Below are 18153 nucleotides of genomic sequence, written 5' to 3' on the forward strand. Positions count from 1 at the left end.
TAGAATGAATGCGGATATCATTATCATCGGTGGGGGCATAGTCGGGCTGACAGTGGCAAAAGGCCTGTTAGAGCAAACAGACTTTTCAGTCGCGATAATTGATAACAAGCTTGATGTTAACGCAAAGCGTCCGGTGGACTTTGACGCGCGGGTGATTGCGTTAGCCAGACGCTCGGTCGATGAACTGACGCGATGGGGCGTATCCTTACCAGAATCGGTGCCGATAAAGCAGATAGAAGTCACCGATAAAGGTGCTGCAGGGTATTGCGAGCTAAATGCTGAGAAATTTGGCTTGGCCGCCTTTGGCGATGTCGTTGCGCTACAGCGCTTAGGTGAAGTTTTATACTCCTCTGTGAAAAATTCCAGAATTCAGCGCGTATCTGCAACGGTTACAGATATTGTAACGACGCAGGATGGGCACCAGCTAGTGTTGGAAGACCAGGCGCCCCTCAACGGTAAACTGGTGATACTGGCTGATGGAGGGCGGTCCTCCGTATCGACTGCTTTAGGTTATCATTATCAAGAAACGAGCTACCGGCAAACGGCAATCATCTTTAACGTGAAGATGTCACAAACCCACCAAAACATGGCGTTTGAGCGCTTTACCGCAACTGGGCCGTTGGCTTTTCTGCCATTTACCTCATCGTCTCAAAATGATTCACAACATGAATATTCGGTGGTGTGGACCTTGGCTCAGGAGCAGGCCGATCATCTTCTTAATTTATCTGATAGTCAGTTTATAGCACAGTTGCAAAAAGCGTTTGGCTATCGAAAAGGACGCATTTTAACGGTTGGCAAAAAAGATGCGTTTCCACTGGCGTTACGACAAGCCGATACCTTGCGGCGTCATCGTAGCGTAGTGGTTGGCAATGCTGCGCAAACCTTACATCCCATTGCCGGACAGGGGTTTAACCTTGGGGTCCGTGATGCAGTAGCCCTGGTGAATGCAATAAAATCGGTGCCTGATCCTGGCCAATTCGATGCACTGCATGCGTATCAAACCGCTCGCAAAGCAGACCGCTTAACCACCATAGGTCTCACCGACTCGTTAGTAACCCTGTTTTCCAATCAGTTGCGCCCACTGCAGGCAGCACGCAACCTTGGTTTATTAAGCATGCATGCAAGTCATGTGTTGCAATCACACTTCGTCAGACAAACGACAGGATTGAATTAATCTTGATTTCTTCAGGAAAGGGTAAATATGCAAAAGGTTGATATTGCGATTGTCGGTGGGGGGATCGTCGGGTTATCGCTGGCATGTGCTCTTACTCAGGGCGATGTGTCGGTGGCATTAATAAACGACGGTGCTGTTACTCAACCTTTACCCGAGCAGATGGGACTAAGGGTGAGCGCCGTTAATCAGTCACACATAGACACATTGAATACGCTGGGTGCGTGGCAGCATGTCGATGCAAGTCGGCGAGGTGATTTTACCCACATGCACGTATGGGACAAAGACAGTTTTGGCCAGATAAGTTTTGATTGTACCGATACCGCACGCCCCGCCTTAGGCACTATCATTGAAAATCAGGTCTTAATTAACGGGCTGGCCAGTTACCTTGCAACACATTCAAAAATTCATCGAGTCAACGCTAAAATCAATAAGATTTTGTCTGGACAGCAAGAATCCATGTTGATGCTGGATAATGATGAGGTGATTGCCTGTAAGTTATTAGTCGGCGCCGATGGTGCAAACTCGTTTGTGCGCAAACATTGTCAGTTTCCCATCACCTTTCATGATTATGGTCAACTCGCGCTGGTGGCCAACGTACGCACAGCGCAGCCTCATGGAGCCACTGCACGACAAGTATTCACGCCCACCGGGCCACTGGCGTTGTTGCCCACCTACCACGAGCAAGTGTGTTCAGTGGTGTGGTCACAGGATACACACGTTGCAGAACAACTTCTTCAGCTTGATAAATCCGATTTTGCTAATCAGCTCACTGCTGCCAGTGATTCAGTGTTAGGTGTGTTGCAGGTGGAAAGCGATATCGCTCATTTTCCATTAACCATGCAGTGTGCTCGAACCTGGGCAATGGACGGCGCGGTGATCATTGGTGATGCCGCGCATACTATTCACCCGTTAGCCGGACAGGGGGCGAACTTAGGTATGGAAGACGCGTTCTCCCTGGCGAAAACCATTTTCCAATTGCAGCTTAAAGGCAAAGATTATTCTCGCTTACGTTACCTGCGCCCTTTCGAGCGGGAACGCAAAACGCAGGCCACCAAGATGATAGCGGCCATGAGTGGGTTCCAAACTTTATTCAGCGGCAATGATCCCGTTAAAAAGCTGCTTCGCGGCACTGGCCTGGTGATGACAGATAAACTTTCCCTGTTTAAACAACAATGGATGACAGAAGCCTCAGCTTTTTAAGCACTCATGGCTGCCAATTGATAAAGAGTCTCGCTTGGGCAGTTCCACACCGGTCTGCCAGCCTTAAGATGAAGCGAACAGAAGATGAGATATATTCATTTGCAAATTTGCTTTTGACCTTTCATTATGAGCCTATTCAACAACTTAAAATAAGTAGTTTACATGGATAAGCGTGCTTTCTTAAAAGCGTCCGGGCTTGGGGTTACCGCACTGGGCGCGTTATCTTTTGGTCAACTGGCTGTGGCGCAAAACAAGCAATCTGCGTCGACAGCTGGCCTGTCGAACATACTCGGCAACGTTCAGCCAATATCAGTCGATGAGAGGCGTGAACGCATTTCCAAAGCGCAATCAATTATGCAGAAGCAGAATATCGCGGCCATCATTATTGAGCCAGGCGCAAGTATGGACTATTTTGCCGGCATTCAGTGGTGGCGCAGTGAAAGGTTAACCGCACTGATCATTCCGCGAGAAGGGGAAATAGCAGTTATCACCCCATTTTTCGAAGAACCCAGCGTGCGTGAAACTCTTTCTGTAGGGAATGATGTGCGGGTATGGCAGGAACATGAGAATCCGTTTTCACTGGTAAAGAACATTCTTAATGATCGAAAGATCAAGCATGGCAAAATCGGGTTTGAAAGCACGGTGCGTTACTTTGTGCTGGATGGCGTAATGAAAGCACTGAACAATTTTCAACACACCAGTGCCGAACCGGTAACCCTTGCTTGCCGTTTGATTAAAAGTGCACATGAATTGCGGTTAATGCACAAAGCGAACGAAATCACCTTAACTGCTTATGAGCATGTCTGGAAGCAACTCGAGAAAGGGATGGAGCAGCAGCACGTTAAAGGGCTAATGAGCGAAGCGCAGCAACAACTGGGCGGTGCCGGCGTATGGGGGATGGCGCTGTTTAACGAAGCGAGTGCCTATCCACATGGTACACGTCAGGCCCAAACCATCAAAGAAGGTTCAATTGTATTAATGGATTGCGGCTGTAACGTGCATGGTTATCAATCTGATATTTCCCGTACGTTTGTGTATGGCGAAGCCAGTGCAAAACAAAAACAGGTGTGGAATTTAGTGCGACAGGGGCAGCAACTTGCATTTGAAACCGCACAGGTGGGGACCCCGGCTGGAAAAGTGGACAGCACGGTTCGTAAGATGTATGCCACACAAGGGTTCGGACCCGATTATAAACTTCCCGGTTTGTCTCATCGTTTAGGCCACGGTATTGGCATGGAAGGACATGAGAAAATCAATTTTGTGCGCAACGAAACCACACCGTTGGCCAAAGGTATGTGCTTGTCTAATGAGCCTGGTATTTATCTGCCTGGCGAATTTGGCGTGCGCTTGGAAGATTGCCTTTACATGGGCGCAGAGAAAGCACACTGGTTTACTGAGCCGCCTGAAGCATTAGACAAACCAGTTGGTAAGCTACTTCCGTTAGCGATTTAAGCTTTCAGGCGAGTGGTGATGAACTCGGCCAGGGTTTTACTGACCACAGGATGTTGGGTGTCCTGATTGAACAGGCAAATGTTGACTTTCCCCAACACCGGCAAACTGGGATGTGCTATTGGGGATAACGTGGATGGAATACTTGAACGGGCTAGGGCGGTGATACCCAAACCCTGGTTAATCGCCGCTGCCAAGCCGGTTAAATCGGCATTGGTATAGGCGATTTTCCAGGCTTTGGTTTGTTGTTTTAGTGCATCTATAACACGGCTTCGATACATGCAACCATCAGGAGCCAGAACCAGCGAAATAGGGTTGTCTACAAACGGGCGGAAGCTGTCACTTACCCATACCACATCATCTTCAATGACCACTTCGCCTTCGGTAGGCTCGTTGGGGTTGACCAGCGCCAGGATCAAGTCAAAGCTGTGCCGCTTGGCTTCGTGCAACAGTTCCCGGCTTAAGGCAGAGGTCACCTCCAACACAACATCGGGATAACGCGCAGAAAATTCACCGATTAATCCAGGTAATAACGTTGATGCAAATTCGTTAGGAATGCCCAGGCGTAAGCGACCACTCAACGGTGCAGGGGTCAAGCTTCTAAAAATACCATCATTCATTTCCAGCATCGCTTTGGCTTTAGGATACAACCAGTTTCCATCCACGCTGGGTAAGTGGCGCTGACCGACTTTGGTAAACAATTTGCGCTCAATCTGCTCTTCCAGTTTTTTTATTTGCAAACTCACCGCCGGTTGCGAACGCCCCAGAAATTCACCGGCTTTAGCGTAGCCGCCTTGCTCAATTACACTGACAAAGGTGCGCAAATTATCTAATGAGAGTTGTTTCATAGTAATTAGTTTTGCTGATGAATGCGGCGTAATATATTACATTTTTAAATGTAATGATAAGAATTTTCAATTTGTTGCCGGTTTGATCTCCTCCTATACTCAGCGCATATTTTTATTCAGCAAAAAGTGAAAAAAATACCCATGTCTAATACTACGCCTCTGCACGCCAAGCATATTGAAGCGGGCGCCAAAATGGTCGATTTCTTCGGCTGGGATATGCCCATCAGCTATGGCTCACAAATTGAAGAGCATCACGCTGTGCGCCAGGACGCTGGCATGTTCGATGTATCGCACATGACCATCGTTGACGTTACCGGCGCCCAAGCCAAGGACTATTTGCGTTATTTGTTAGCCAACGACGTGGCCAAGCTACAGGACAAAGGCAAAGCACTGTATAGCGGTATGCTGAATGAAACCGGCGGGGTGGTTGACGATTTAATCGTTTATCACTTTGACGACACCAATTATCGTTTGGTGGTGAACTCTGCCACCCGCGAAAAAGACATGAACTGGTTGCGCGATAAAGCCGAAGGGTTTGATGTAACCATTACCGAGCGTTCTGAATTTGCCATGATTGCAGTGCAGGGCCCGAATGCCAAAGAAAAAGCGGCAACTTTATTCAGCGATGCACAAAAAGAAGCGGTGGCCGGTATGAAGCCTTTCTTTGGGGTGCAGGCAGAAGATTTATTCATCGCCACCACAGGTTACACTGGTGAAGCCGGCTATGAGATTATGGTGCCAAAAGAGCGCGCTGGGCAGTTCTGGCAAGGACTCCTGGATGCAGGCGTAAAACCCTGCGGTTTAGGCGCGCGTGATACCTTACGTTTAGAAGCCGGTATGAATTTATATGGCCAGGACATGGACGAAACTGTGTCGCCATTAGCGGCAAATATGGGCTGGACCATTACCTGGGAACCTGCCGAGCGCGACTTTGTTGGCCGTAAAGCCTTGGAGCAGCAACGCAAAGAGGGCACGGACAAATTAATCGGACTGGTCATGACCGAAAAAGGGGTTCTTCGTGCCGGTCAAAAAGTGCGTACGGACAATGGCGAAGGGGTTATTACCTCAGGTACGTTTTCCCCTACGTTAGGTCACGCGATTGGCATGGCGCGGGTCCCTGCTGGCGTAGGTGAAACAGTTGAAGTGGAAATGCGCAAAAAGTGGGTTACAGTAAAAGTGGTTAAACCCAGTTTCGTTCGCAATGGTAAGAGCGTTTTATAATTAACAATTAATATCAGGAATTATTATGAGCAATATCCCATCTGAATTACGCTACGCATCAACTCACGAGTGGGTACGTCCTGAAGGCGATGGCGTGTTTACTGTTGGTATTTCTGAGCATGCGCAAGATTTGCTTGGTGACATGGTGTTTGTTGAATTGCCAGACGTGGGCGATCAGGTAAACGCTGGCGAAGACGTAGCTGTAGCTGAATCAGTAAAAGCAGCCTCTGACGTATATGCACCTATCAGCGGTGAAATCGTTGAAGTAAACGAAGCGCTGGAAGATTCACCAGAGCAGGTTAACTCTGACCCGTACGGTGATGGCTGGATGTTCAAAATCAAAGCAGATGATCCGTCAGAAGTAGACGGTTTATTAGATGCAGAAGCTTACGAGAACAGCATCGACGAAGACTAATCGCATCTATAAGATCAGCGATTAATCAATTGGAAAGGGGCAGTGTTTTTGCCCCTTTCATGTATTTTAAATCAACGCAAGTGCTTAACTATTTATGTCGAATTCATCTCTTACGCTGGCTCAGTTAGAGCAGAAAAATGCCTTTGTTCGTCGTCATATCGGCCCAGGGGAAGACGAAATTCAGGCGATGTTGGACGCCATTGGTGCCTCCTCCCTTGATGACTTGATGGAGCAAACCGTACCCTCCGGTATACAACTGGATAAACCCATCGAAGTGGGCGAAGGTGCCACCGAAGTGGAAGCACTTGCTGCGCTTAAAAAAGTAGCGGGTAAGAACAAAATCAACCGTTCCTTTATTGGTATGGGGTATTACGATACACACGTACCCAATGTAATTTTACGTAATGTGCTGGAAAACCCAGGTTGGTATACTGCTTACACACCATACCAACCTGAAATCGCGCAGGGTCGTTTGCAGGCAATCTTGAATTTCCAGCAGGTGACCATTGATTTAACTGGCTTAGAGCTGGCTTCAGCATCATTACTAGACGAAGGTACGGCGGCTGCCGAAGCCATGTCATTAGCCAAGCGCGTGTCGAAAAACAAAAAGTCGAATTTGTTTTTCATCGCGAATGACGTGCATCCACAGACGCGTGATGTGGTTGAAACCCGCGCAGAGATGTTCGGCTTTGAAGTAGTCACAGGTTCTGCTGAAGACGCTGCTGAGCACGATGTGTTTGGTGCATTGCTGCAATACCCATCCACCACGGGTGAAGTAAAAGATTTAACTGATGTAATCGCCGCGGTGAAAGCGAAAAAAGGGGTAGTGGCAGTAGCGGCTGACTTAATGAGCCTGGTTATGCTGAAATCACCGGGTGAACTTGGCGCAGATGTCGCACTGGGGAGTGCACAACGTTTTGGCGTACCTATGGGATACGGTGGACCACATGCTGCCTTTTTCGCTACACGGGATGAATATAAGCGTTCATTGCCAGGCCGTATTATTGGGGTGAGCAAAGATACCCGCGGCCGCCCGGCGCTACGTATGGCGCTACAAACCCGCGAACAACACATTCGCCGGGAAAAGGCGAACTCAAACATCTGTACGGCACAGGTTTTGTTAGCCAACATGGCTTCATTCTATGCGGTATATCACGGCCCCGAAGGGTTAAAAACTATCGCCCAGCGCATTCATCGGTTAACAGATATACTGGCCAAAGCGCTTACCACCAAAGGTATGGCTCTGCGCCACAGCACCTGGTTTGACACCATCACCGTTGAAGTGAAAGATAAAGAAGCTGTGTTGCAAAAAGCCTATGAAGCGGGCGTAAACCTGCGCGCGGATTTAGACGGCGCGGTCGGCGTCGCATTAGATGAAACCACCACGCGTAATGATATTGACACCTTGTTGTCCGTTTTCTTAGGCGATGACCATGACTTCACCGTGGACAAGCTGGATGCAGAAGTCACTACTCAAGGTAGCAAGTCTATTCCACAGGAACTGGTGCGCACCAGTGACATATTGACGCATGAAGTATTCAATCAGTATCACTCTGAAACGGAGATGCTACGTTACATCAAATCGTTGGAAGATAAAGATTTAGCGCTTAACCATTCAATGATTTCATTGGGTTCGTGCACCATGAAATTAAATGCCACAGCCGAAATGATCCCGGTGACCTGGCCTGAGTTCGGTCAGCTGCACCCGTTTGCACCACTGGATCAGGCTGGTGGCTATCAGGAAATGATCAGCGAGCTGAGTGAATGGCTGATCAACATCACCGGTTACGATGCGCTTTCCATGCAGCCAAACTCCGGTGCGCAAGGTGAGTACGCAGGCTTACTGGCGATTCAAAATTATCATGAAAGCCGTGGTGAAGGTCACCGTAACGTTTGTCTTATCCCAAGCTCTGCACATGGCACTAACCCAGCGTCTGCGCAAATGGTTAGCATGAAAGTGGTAGTGGTTGCCTGCGATAAAAATGGAAACGTTGACTTAAATGACTTGCGCGCCAAGGCGGAGCAAGTAGGGGATAACTTGTCCTGCGCCATGATCACCTATCCTTCTACGCATGGGGTTTATGAAGAAACCATCCGTGAAATTTGTGACATCGTGCACGACCACGGCGGCCAGGTTTATATGGACGGGGCCAACATGAACGCGCAGGTGGGGGTTACTGCACCAGGCTTTATTGGTTCTGACGTATCCCATCTTAATTTGCACAAAACCTTCTGTATTCCACACGGTGGTGGTGGCCCGGGTATGGGACCAATCGGTGTAAAATCACACTTAGCACCATTCCTGCCAAATCACACCGTAGTGAATATTGAAACAGCTGGAAAAGACTGTGGTGCTGTATCAGCTGCGCCATGGGGCAGTGCATCCATTCTGCCAATCAGCTACATGTATATCAAAATGATGGGCTCGGAAGGCTTACGTAAAGCCACCCAAGTGGCAATTTTAAATGCTAACTATGTGGCCAAATCACTTGAAGGGCACTACAACGTGCTTTACAAAGGCCGTAATGGCCGTGTAGCCCACGAATGTATCGTTGACTTGCGCCCATTAAAAGAAGCGTCAGGTGTTTCAGAAGTGGATATCGCGAAGCGCTTAAACGACTACGGTTTCCACGCACCTACCATGAGCTTCCCGGTAGCGGGTACACTCATGATTGAACCCACTGAATCGGAAGCCAAATACGAGCTGGACCGCTTCATCAACGCGTTAATCAGTATTCGTAAAGAAATCGCGAAAGTGGAAAGCGGCGAATGGGATGCCACCGACAACCCACTTCACAACGCACCTCACACCCTGGCTGACATCTGCGATAACGATTGGAACCGCAGCTACGACCGCACCCTGGCGGCATACCCGGTACCAGAAGTGGCACGCAACAAGTTCTGGCCAAGCGTGAACCGTATCGATGACGTATTCGGTGACCGTAACCTCATGTGCTCTTGTCCTGCGATTGAGAGTTATGTTGAAGAATAATTAATTGATGTGAGTTTCGAATGAAGTTTGTGTCGCTTAAATAAAGTTTGTGATGTAAATGAAGTTTGTGAAAAGGGTCGAAAGGCCCTTTTTTATTGTATTTCAAAAAACTAAAGCAGTATCTTTTTGCTAAAGAAAGCTCTTACTTCGGAAGAATGATCTGCTGAAAGATGAGCTATATTAGATAAATGAAAATACTGGAATATCAGCGCTTATTAAATGAAGAACATTCAAGTATCAGATATAAAAACAATTAGACGACTGAATCAGAGAGTGATTGATTGGCATGCCTCTAAGTATCCAAATGTTTCTTGCAATGAACCTTCAAATAAGAGTTTACAAGCAATTACTGATTTGTCATCAGCAATACTTGTGCCTATTGAAAAGCAGTATGGTGCATTTTGCATTACTTATGGATTTACGTCGGCCATTTTGCTCAGGGAGATTAAGAAAAAAAATCCTAGAGGGATAGCTCCAAGTCTTGACCAGCATGCCGCACATGAACTCAATTCAGAAGGAAATTTCTTCTGTAATAGATTAGGTGCGGCTTGTGACTTTATCGTAGAGAGTCATGCCTCGAAAATGGACCAAGTGGCAAATTGGGTTTCGCAAAACCTGAGTTTTGACCGTATGTACTTTTACGGCGTCGATAGACCGCTACATGTTAGTTTTGGACCTGAATTGAACCAATTCATCCAAATAATGGAAATAACCTCTGACGGACGGCGCTATCCGGGAAAAAAAGGTGCGGGAATAACATTTGACAAAGTTTGGATTTAATTCGCGATGAATTTAGAGAGCTTTCAGGCACTAATCACGACGCTACCAACCGGGAAGTCAACGCCAAAAGCAATTTATATTCATCGGTCTGCGATTGAAGGCACTGCTCTATGCGCATTTCTTGACCGCATATTGGCAGCTCTAAAGCAAACAACCCTACCATGGAATGTTGCCAAACTTTTTAAATCTGAATTTCAATTTTCACTACTGTGCTATCCCAACTTCGAAGTCCAAGCTTACCCTGAACTCAACAGGAGCCTATTTGTAGATTTAGAAAAAAAGCATCACAAAATTAATGATTATCAAGACATAGATAACCCGCCCATTCTTCATAGAAAAGAGCTGATGGTACTGGAATCACATCCCCTTTACGACGAATTTTCTATCATTACACAGGAGGGGGAGCAAGCAGGTCTTTATGAAAACGCTCGAACTATCGGATTTAAACTAGGATGGGAAGCTAAGCTGCTAAAGTACGGATACACGCTGGTTGATGGACGCTTGTTTAGGGACAGTGCAGTAGTCACTTCGAATAAAAAGATTGATCGCCATAAAACTGCAATTGTACGCAGGGGATTGAGCGCACCTTTCAAGTTGTTACAGAAAAAAGGTTATTTAGACGGAGGTCATACTGTTTTTGATTATGGATGTGGGCTTGGAGACGACCTCGCTGAGCTGCAATCAAACGGAATAAGTGCGTCAGGGTGGGACCCAAACTTTCGGCCAGATGATGATATCGATAGCGCCGATATTGTTAACTTAGGTTTTGTCCTCAACGTAATCGAAGATTTCGAGGAGCGAATAGGAGCTATCCAGAGGGCATTTGAACTTGCCGAAAAATTTTTGATTGTGTCTTGTATGTTAATGAGTGAAGCACGACTTGCACAGTATACCCCATACAAAGACGGTGTGCTCACATCTAGAAATACGTTTCAAAAGTATTATTTTCAATCTGAACTTCAGCTTTTTATCGAAGAAAGTCTGGAGCAAAGGGCGATTTCAGCTGGACCGGGAATTTTCATGGTCTTCAAGGATAAGTTAGAGGAGCAACGTTATTTATCTGCAAGATTCAAGAGGAAAACTTCATGGCTTCCCAAGACTCAACTTGTCTCGAGGGGGGCAAAAACGGCTTACTTGCTGGAGGAGTATCACGATCTGGTGGAGCGCTTTTGGGAAAAGGTTATCGAACTAGGGCGTCTACCTGTTGATACAGAACTAGACGAGGGGGATAGAGTCGCGGAGTATTTTGGTAGCCCAAAGAAGCTTTTCAACTTAATCATTGATGACGAAAAGCAGAAAGAACTGACTAACTCGCAAAACAGAAGAAGAGATGATTATCTTACTGACTTCGCAATGGAGTGCTTTGACAAACGTTCTCCATATCAATATATGCCTGACGATAAGAAGCGAGACATCAAAGCGTTGTTTGTAAACATTAGTGAAGCACGGGACTTAGCTAAAAATGCACTATTTAGAATTGCAGACACCGATAGGCTTATAGAAGCTGCTGGGGAAGCTTGTCGCAATTTGCCTGCTTATATCTACAACAAGGAGCACTCGTTACTTTTGCAGTCAAAGTATGTAAATGATCTGCCATTGATGTTGCGAATCTACGTTGGTGTTGCTGCGTACTACTATGGCGAATGGGAAAGCGCAGACGTAGTGAAGATTCATCTTACTTCTAATAAGGTTTCCTTCATGGTTTACGATAACTTTGATGGGTTAGCCATTCCTGCACTTGTGGAGCGCGTAAAAGTGAAGCTATCTGAACAAGATATCGACTACTTTGATTACATAAACGAAGCAAAGCGTCCACCGCTGACCAATAAAAATGAATTGATGGCAGAGACTGAAGAAAACTTTGAACATCAGCGCCGACTAGACCTCAAACTCTTACACCATAATGTTGTCCCCGGCACCGGGGAGCAGCATATCGCCCGCGCTGAATTTATAATGAAAATGTCAAAATTGGGAAAACGTATCAAAGGCTACAGGCTTTTCAATGTATGAGAGCAATGCTAGGTGCAGTCGATTTGTGCACTTCTATCATGCGTCTGTTTAAAAAGTCGCCACTTGATTCTACTTTAACGTCGAATGACGTAGATTTTTTTACGTAAAAGAAATAAAATGACGTAAAAAAATTACGTTGGTCGTAAAAATGAGCGTTAGTCAAGATTCAGGTTACTGTTTTTCATTCCCTGCTGTGAGAGGAACTCAGGCTGGTCGTCCATTCTATATTGCGACGTGTCCATTAAGGACAGTGCAAAAGATTTTCGTTTTTGATGAAGAGGAAGTTCCTCCTGAGTTACGTGCACAGCGCACACTGAACAAATCTCGTATACCGGCTATTGCTAAATATCTCGTAGAAAACCCAAAGGACTACGTTTTCTCTGCAATAACTGTTTCGGTAGACACAAGTGTCAACTTTCAGGAAAGTGATCCTGTCAATATTCCAAACCTTGGCATATTGAAGGTGCCCCTCGATGCCCAAATCTTAATAAATGACGGTCAACATCGCCGGAAAGCTATTGAAGAAGCACTCAAAGAGAATGCAGACTTAGGCTCTGACAACATTGCTGTACTCTTCTTCGTGGATGAGGGTTTGGCTCGCAGCCAGCAGATGTTCGTTGATCTAAATAAGTATGCTGTTAAACCAAGTCCTGCTATTGCAGACACATATGATAAACGCGACCCTAGCGCCGCTGTCGCTCGATACTTGTCGCAGAACATACCACCCTTTAAGGGCTTTACTGAGCTTGAGAAATCAAACATCAGCTCTAGTAGTGGAAAGCTATTCACAATTAGTGCAATTAAGCACGCGACCAGAGCGTTGATGGGAAAGTCCCAAAAAGAGTCTTATACAGATGAAGAGCAGGAACTGGCTGCTGATTTTTGGAAAACTGTTTATGAATATACGCCTGAATGGCAGATGGTATGGAATAAGACTCTGCCTCCATCTCAATTCCGCCAAGAATTTATCCATGCCCATGGGATTGGCGTTCAAGCACTCGGTGTAATGGGCAATTCGCTCTTGGCAGAGCATCCGAGCGATTGGAAAAAAATTCTAATTAAGTTGGAAAGCATCGACTGGCGAAAAGCGAACCCTATGTTTTCAAGTCGATGTATTAATCAACAAGGTCGTTTGTCCAAGGCGACGATCAATATCCAATTAGTAGCAAACGCATTGAAAGTTGAGCTCGGGCTTGCCCTGTCACCAGAAGAGCGGGCATTAGAAGCTAAGGCATAAAAATGACTAGAACAATACAAATCGAAAACCTCTTTGAAGAGCAAGTTGATTTTATTACAAATGAATATTTTTCAGGGTTTAAGAGATATAAAAACTGGAAGCAACTCCCTTTCAAATTGAAGGAGGTGCTGCCTCACTACTTAGATGATAAAGCCAATCTGCGCTATCAACTCGAAAACAGTGAGAAGAGCTTAAAGGAATTAATTAGTTTAGTTTTTTCTGTGTGCTCGGAGATCCCTACTACCGACAATATTAACCATAACATGGCAAAGCTATCCAAACTATTTGAAGCTGAATCATTGCCAGAGTCCATAAACGAGCACCAACAACAATTCATTGATATATATTTAGAGAAAAGTGGCGGTAAAGATAAACAACAATCCAAAACGTTGGGTGCTGTTTTTGAGGATCTTAAAGGTCGCTACAGGGAGCTCCAAACCGTAGAAGCGAATCTTCGAAAGTCTGAAAAAACACTCACCTTGTGTTGCGAGCTCATTAATCAATATGCGGATGACAGCCTCGGTGTGCAATTCAAAGACGTTAAAAAAAGTAAGGCCGAGATAGATAGAGAAACTAAGGCCCTTAAAGACATCGTAGAGAAAAAGAAGAATGAGCTAAAAAGTCTTAGAGATGAAACTTTAAGAGAGCAAAAACAAAGGGAGTTGAAGGACAGCCAGTCTAAACTAGATAGCTACAGTGGCTACAAGCAAATCAAGCTAGTAAGAGATGCTACTGAGTGTATGGCTTTTCTAGAGAAAACCGACTTTAACAACAATGAAGTCGACGACTATGACCCTCATTTGAGCAAAAAACTGATTGATATCATTCAAGACGTGCAAGTGGCTTATGGTCAGGACAGTAGACCATGGGTAATTGGATATAGTGGTGGTAAGGATTCATCAGCTGTTGCCTCTCTTGTCTACTATTCAACACTTGCTTTACCTGAAAATCTGCGAACCAAGAATATTTATGTTGTGGCGTCAGATACACTTGTTGAAACACCTAAGGTAGTTGACCATATAGACAATTCTCTTTCTGTAATGGCAAAGCAAGCAGAACGAGATAGAGTTCCCATTTCAACACATAAAGTGGTGCCGAAGGCAAATCAGTCTTTCTGGGCGTGTTTGTTAGGCAAGGGATATCCTGCTCCAACCAAAAGCTTCCGCTGGTGTACTGAACGTATGAAGATAGATCCCGTTAGTGATTTCATTAAGGAAAAAATCTCCCAACACGATGAAGTTATTGTCGCTCTTGGATCTAGAAGCGAAGAGAGTGCCTCGCGGGCTCAAGTTATTGCTAAGCACAAATTAGAGAACTCGCGATTTGCTCGTCATACAACGTTAGCAAATGCATTTATTTATACACCTATCGATACATGGAGTATGGACGATGTTTGGAAATTATTACGTTCATCAAGTTTAGAGGTATCGGTATCTTCAATTGGTATCGGAAAAAAATGGGAGAATAGCTACGATATAGAGTGGGAAAATCCATGGGCTTCTAAAAATATGACGCTCTGGAACCTCTACAGAGATGCATCAGACCAAGGAGAGTGTCCTATGGTCATTGATGACAGTACACCTTCATGTGGGAATTCACGCTTTGGATGTTGGACATGTACTGTGGTGACAAAGGACAGAGCTATGGAGAGTTTGATTCAAAATGGAGAAGGCTGGATGGAACCATTACTCAAGTTTAGGGATTTACTAGCAGGTACTAACAATCCAGATAACAAAAATACATACAGAAATTACAAAAGGAGAACCGGGGTAGTCTCATTTCAGCGAGCAAAGGAAGGTGAGGACATTAGCACTGACCGTAAGCATGTCCCGGGACCTTACTGGCTCAAATATCGCAAGAAGTGGCTAAAGGAGCTTCTTGAACAAGAGAAGCTATTCAAAGAGCAGGGACATGACGTAGAACTGATCACTGAACCCGAGTTGCATGCAATACGTCAGGAGTGGTTAAACGATCCGAATGAACCTGATTGGGAAGACTCATTGCCTAATATTTATCGGGAGGTTTATGGGAAGGACCTTAATTGGGTATTAAATGATAATGCAACCTTCGATAAGCAAGGCGGCCAACTTTTAAATGAGTTGAGTCATGATTACGACGTGGTCCCACAAATGATAATGAAACTACTTGACCTTGAGGTTTCCATGGAAGGGTTGAGTCGCAGGAGCGGTATACAGAGCAAAATTACTTCAATTCTTAAGCAAGACTGGGGCACGCTTGAAGAGATAAAAGAGAAACAAGCAGGGCAGCAAACTAAAGCCGACTACGATGTTTTGCAAGCAGAGCTTAGTTCGCTAAAAGATAAGTCGAACATCGTAGATAAGCTACTGAAGAAGGAGTTTTGAGATGATTATCAAAAGCCTTACCCTCAATAATTTCCGAGTTTTTAATGGCGTAAATGATGTTGAGTTGACTCCAGTCAGTTCTGATAAACCCATTGTTTTATTTGGCGGCCTCAATGGGAGCGGGAAGACATCTGTATTAACTGGTGTGCGTCTGGCGTTATATGGCCGAGCAGCTTTTGGATACGTTATGACCTCCTCGCAATACCAAGAGCAACTAGACGCTTTAATTCATATGGGGACTGGCGTCCAACAAAGTCGGGCGTCATTAGAATTGGTTTTTACTTACAGCCAACACGGTGAAGAGCACGAATATAAAGTCATCAGAAGCTGGGAAAGAGGGAAAAAAGAAAAACTATCTCTTTCCAAGAATGAAGTGCTAGAGTCCTCATTAAGTCATGATCAATGCCAAGCATTCTTAAATGAGTTAATCCCTATTGGTATTGCAGACTTGTTCTTTTTTGACGGAGAAAAAATTGCTGAGCTAGCAGAGGATGAATCAGGTTCAGTACTGCAAACCGCTGTACGTCGATTGCTGGGCATTGATGTAATTGAGCGTTTAAAAAATGATTTAAATGTCTTCTTGAAACCGTATCAGAGTCAAGCAATACCGCAAAAAATCAAAAAAGAAATCGATGCCCTTGAGCTTCAACGAAAGGAGCATGAAAGAAAATACGACTGCTTAATTAATGATGCAGATGAGCTTGAAAAGCCCATTCTTGCAATCATTGACCTTCTTAAAAAAGAAGAAACTGAGTTAATGAGCTTAGGTGGTGCTTGGGCCGCCACAAAGGCTCAAGAAGAAGCAAAAGTCAAAGAATTACAACTCAGTAAAAATGATCTTGAATCAAGATTGAGAAGAGAGATGGAAGGGGGATTACCCTTCGCGTTAGCACCAAATACACTACAAAGTCTGGTGGCAAGGTTAGAAGAGGAAACTGAAGTAAAACGACAGAGAGCGTTTTTGACCGAGTTCTCCAAGTTCCAAACTCAAGTTTTAGAAAACCTATCAGGTGATTACGACGCAAAATCCTCTGCGAGAGAGGCGCTTGAGAAATGCCTCTCTGATTACTCTGAACAAACCGGTTCCAATTCGCAAGAAGACATTCAGCTCGACCTTTCTGATAGAGAAACTGCAAAGATATTGCATCAAGTTCAAGTCCTCGCTGTACAATCGAAAAAGGAATTTGAGAATTTGAAAGCAGAGCTCAAAAAGGTAGAAGATGCGCTTGATAATGCTGCTGTTGCAATATCAAGAGCACCAGATGACTCTCGTCTTTCGAATAAACTTGAGGATATTTCAAAACTCAATGACCGCAAATCAAAAGCCATTATGGCGCGAGCAAATAAGCTAAATATAGCCAAGAAGGAAGTCGAAGCGGCAATTGAAATTTCAAGAAAGGTTCAACAACTGCATGATAAATATAAAAGTGAAGCAACGGTCACCGAAGCAGTTGTAAACGCACAAAATACCAATCTTTTATTGAATGATTTTGCGAAAAAGCTTACGACGGTTAAGGTTAGACAGCTTGAAGATGAGTTTATAAAGAGCTATCAAAAACTTGCCCGAAAAGAAGACATCAAAATATCAGCAAGAATCAATACTCAATCATTTGACGTAGAGCTAATCGATGAAAGTGGTAACGCGATTAATAGAAAGGAGCTATCAGCGGGTGAGAAACAAATATACGCGATAGCTATTTTAGAAGCGTTAGGCAAGACCTCTGGACGTAAGCTTCCTATTATTATCGATACCCCGTTGGGACGATTAGATTCAAAACATAGGGATAAGTTGATAGAGCTGTATTTCCCTAATGCTAGCCACCAAGTCATCATCTTATCAACGGATACAGAAGTTGATGAAAAGTACTTCAATCACGGAGCATTTTCTGAGTATATTTCTCATTCATACGAAATACAGTTTGACGCGGAAACGAAATCTTCAAAAGTGAACGAAGGCTATTTCTGGAGAAATCAAAGAACTGATGATGCAGTGAAATTTATGGAGGTTTTGTGATGTTACCTAACAGAATGCAATTGAATAAGACGGTTGAAGAACAACTAAAGCGTCTTAAAAGTTTTACTGGCATTACTCCTAATGTCAGTGCACGAATTGCTTTTTTTAGATCCATAGAGTCTGGTTTTAGATACACAGAAAGTGAAGCAACTAAGCTAGATGGATCACTTGTATTAGACAAAATAACATGGCTAGGCGATACGCAACTGATCACGGAGCAATTGCTTAAACTCACATATCCCAAGTTGGACGGGAGAGAGTTGCAAGCCGCTTGGGCGGCACACATTGAAGATGGTATTGCTTCACTCAGGAATCACAAAAATATTCTTGAGCTAGTTAACTCCATCTAACTAGTTTTATTTAAGGGAGATTTTAATTCTGTAATAGCCCTTAGTTTATCTTACTGCCGCCGCTCGTGTCGCATTATCAGTTAAACTAAGAGCAACTCCC

At 44.8% G+C, this 18153-nt stretch carries 13 protein-coding genes; 12 read left to right on the plus strand and 1 reads right to left on the minus strand.

The annotated features are described in order from the left end of the window. Positions 1-4: 4 nt before the first annotated feature. The 3 genes from OPS25_RS01145 to OPS25_RS01155 all read left to right on the plus strand — a co-directional run bounded on the left by OPS25_RS01145 (position 5) and on the right by OPS25_RS01155 (position 3826). Positions 5-1174, plus strand: a complete 1170-nt coding sequence (locus OPS25_RS01145) for an FAD-dependent monooxygenase (RefSeq protein ID WP_265615810.1) — start codon at positions 5-7, stop codon at positions 1172-1174. Positions 1175-1201: 27 nt separating this feature from the next. Next, complete coding sequence (locus OPS25_RS01150) at positions 1202-2374, plus strand: FAD-dependent monooxygenase (RefSeq protein ID WP_265615811.1); 1173 nt, start codon at positions 1202-1204, stop codon at positions 2372-2374. Between the two features lie 162 nt (positions 2375-2536). Then, positions 2537-3826, plus strand: a complete 1290-nt coding sequence (locus OPS25_RS01155) for a M24 family metallopeptidase (RefSeq protein ID WP_265615812.1) — start codon at positions 2537-2539, stop codon at positions 3824-3826. On the opposite strand, the gene OPS25_RS01160 is transcribed toward OPS25_RS01155, so the two are convergent. Next, the gene (locus OPS25_RS01160) at positions 3823-4671 is read right to left on the minus strand and encodes a LysR family transcriptional regulator (protein ID WP_265615813.1); all 849 of its coding nucleotides are present in this window, start codon (positions 4669-4671) and stop codon (positions 3823-3825) included. The genes OPS25_RS01155 and OPS25_RS01160 overlap by 4 nt on opposite strands. Positions 4672-4812: 141 nt before the next feature. Here OPS25_RS01160 and gcvT point away from each other — a divergent pair, with 141 nt between their 5' ends. From gcvT to dndE, 9 genes are all read left to right on the plus strand, one after another. Then, positions 4813-5892 (plus strand): glycine cleavage system aminomethyltransferase GcvT, encoded by a 1080-nt coding sequence (gcvT, locus tag OPS25_RS01165; RefSeq protein ID WP_265615814.1) that lies wholly within the window; start codon positions 4813-4815, stop codon positions 5890-5892. A gap of 25 nt (positions 5893-5917) precedes the next feature. Continuing rightward, positions 5918-6307: a glycine cleavage system protein GcvH gene (gcvH, locus tag OPS25_RS01170; RefSeq protein WP_265615815.1), complete on the plus strand. Its 390-nt coding sequence runs from the start codon at positions 5918-5920 to the stop codon at positions 6305-6307. A 94-nt stretch (positions 6308-6401) separates the two neighbouring features. After that, positions 6402-9299: an aminomethyl-transferring glycine dehydrogenase gene (gene gcvP / locus OPS25_RS01175; protein WP_265615816.1), complete on the plus strand. Its 2898-nt coding sequence runs from the start codon at positions 6402-6404 to the stop codon at positions 9297-9299. 219 nt (positions 9300-9518) lie between these two features. Then, positions 9519-10079 (plus strand): hypothetical protein, encoded by a 561-nt coding sequence (locus tag OPS25_RS01180; protein WP_265615817.1) that lies wholly within the window; start codon positions 9519-9521, stop codon positions 10077-10079. Positions 10080-10085: 6 nt separating this feature from the next. Then, positions 10086-12089, plus strand: a complete 2004-nt coding sequence (locus tag OPS25_RS01185) for a DNA phosphorothioation-associated putative methyltransferase (protein ID WP_265615818.1) — start codon at positions 10086-10088, stop codon at positions 12087-12089. 148 nt (positions 12090-12237) lie between these two features. Further along, positions 12238-13326, plus strand: coding sequence for a DNA sulfur modification protein DndB (dndB, locus tag OPS25_RS01190; protein ID WP_265615819.1), 1089 nt, complete (start codon positions 12238-12240; stop codon positions 13324-13326). 2 nt (positions 13327-13328) lie between these two features. Further along, the gene (gene dndC, locus OPS25_RS01195; RefSeq protein WP_265615820.1) at positions 13329-15689 is read left to right on the plus strand and encodes a DNA phosphorothioation system sulfurtransferase DndC; all 2361 of its coding nucleotides are present in this window, start codon (positions 13329-13331) and stop codon (positions 15687-15689) included. Between the two features lies 1 nt (position 15690). After that, entirely contained in the window at positions 15691-17703 is a 2013-nt protein-coding gene (gene dndD / locus OPS25_RS01200) for a DNA sulfur modification protein DndD (RefSeq protein ID WP_265615821.1), read from the plus strand. After that, positions 17703-18053, plus strand: coding sequence for a DNA sulfur modification protein DndE (gene dndE / locus OPS25_RS01205; protein ID WP_265616134.1), 351 nt, complete (start codon positions 17703-17705; stop codon positions 18051-18053). The genes dndD and dndE overlap by 1 nt, the downstream gene beginning before the upstream one ends. The last annotated feature ends 100 nt before the right edge of the window (positions 18054-18153 follow it).

The organism is Alteromonas aquimaris, from assembly GCF_026183695.1.
Lineage (GTDB): Bacteria > Pseudomonadota > Gammaproteobacteria > Enterobacterales > Alteromonadaceae > Alteromonas > Alteromonas aquimaris.

Bases quoted from the DNA above. Each gene is read 5' to 3' on its own strand.
- gcvH (WP_265615815.1), top strand. From the start codon at position 5,918: ATGAGCAATATCCCATCTGAATTACGCTACGCATCAACTCACGAGTGG.
- OPS25_RS01180 (WP_265615817.1), top strand. From the start codon at position 9,519: ATGAAGAACATTCAAGTATCAGATATAAAAACAATTAGACGACTGAAT.
- dndD (WP_265615821.1), top strand. From the start codon at position 15,691: ATGATTATCAAAAGCCTTACCCTCAATAATTTCCGAGTTTTTAATGGC.
- OPS25_RS01150 (WP_265615811.1), top strand. From the start codon at position 1,202: ATGCAAAAGGTTGATATTGCGATTGTCGGTGGGGGGATCGTCGGGTTA.
- gcvP (WP_265615816.1), top strand. From the start codon at position 6,402: ATGTCGAATTCATCTCTTACGCTGGCTCAGTTAGAGCAGAAAAATGCC.
- OPS25_RS01155 (WP_265615812.1), top strand. From the start codon at position 2,537: ATGGATAAGCGTGCTTTCTTAAAAGCGTCCGGGCTTGGGGTTACCGCA.
- dndB (WP_265615819.1), top strand. From the start codon at position 12,238: ATGAGCGTTAGTCAAGATTCAGGTTACTGTTTTTCATTCCCTGCTGTG.
- OPS25_RS01185 (WP_265615818.1), top strand. From the start codon at position 10,086: ATGAATTTAGAGAGCTTTCAGGCACTAATCACGACGCTACCAACCGGG.
- dndE (WP_265616134.1), top strand. From the start codon at position 17,703: ATGTTACCTAACAGAATGCAATTGAATAAGACGGTTGAAGAACAACTA.
- OPS25_RS01160 (WP_265615813.1), bottom strand. From the start codon at position 4,671: ATGAAACAACTCTCATTAGATAATTTGCGCACCTTTGTCAGTGTAATT.
- OPS25_RS01145 (WP_265615810.1), top strand. From the start codon at position 5: ATGAATGCGGATATCATTATCATCGGTGGGGGCATAGTCGGGCTGACA.
- gcvT (WP_265615814.1), top strand. From the start codon at position 4,813: ATGTCTAATACTACGCCTCTGCACGCCAAGCATATTGAAGCGGGCGCC.
- dndC (WP_265615820.1), top strand. From the start codon at position 13,329: ATGACTAGAACAATACAAATCGAAAACCTCTTTGAAGAGCAAGTTGAT.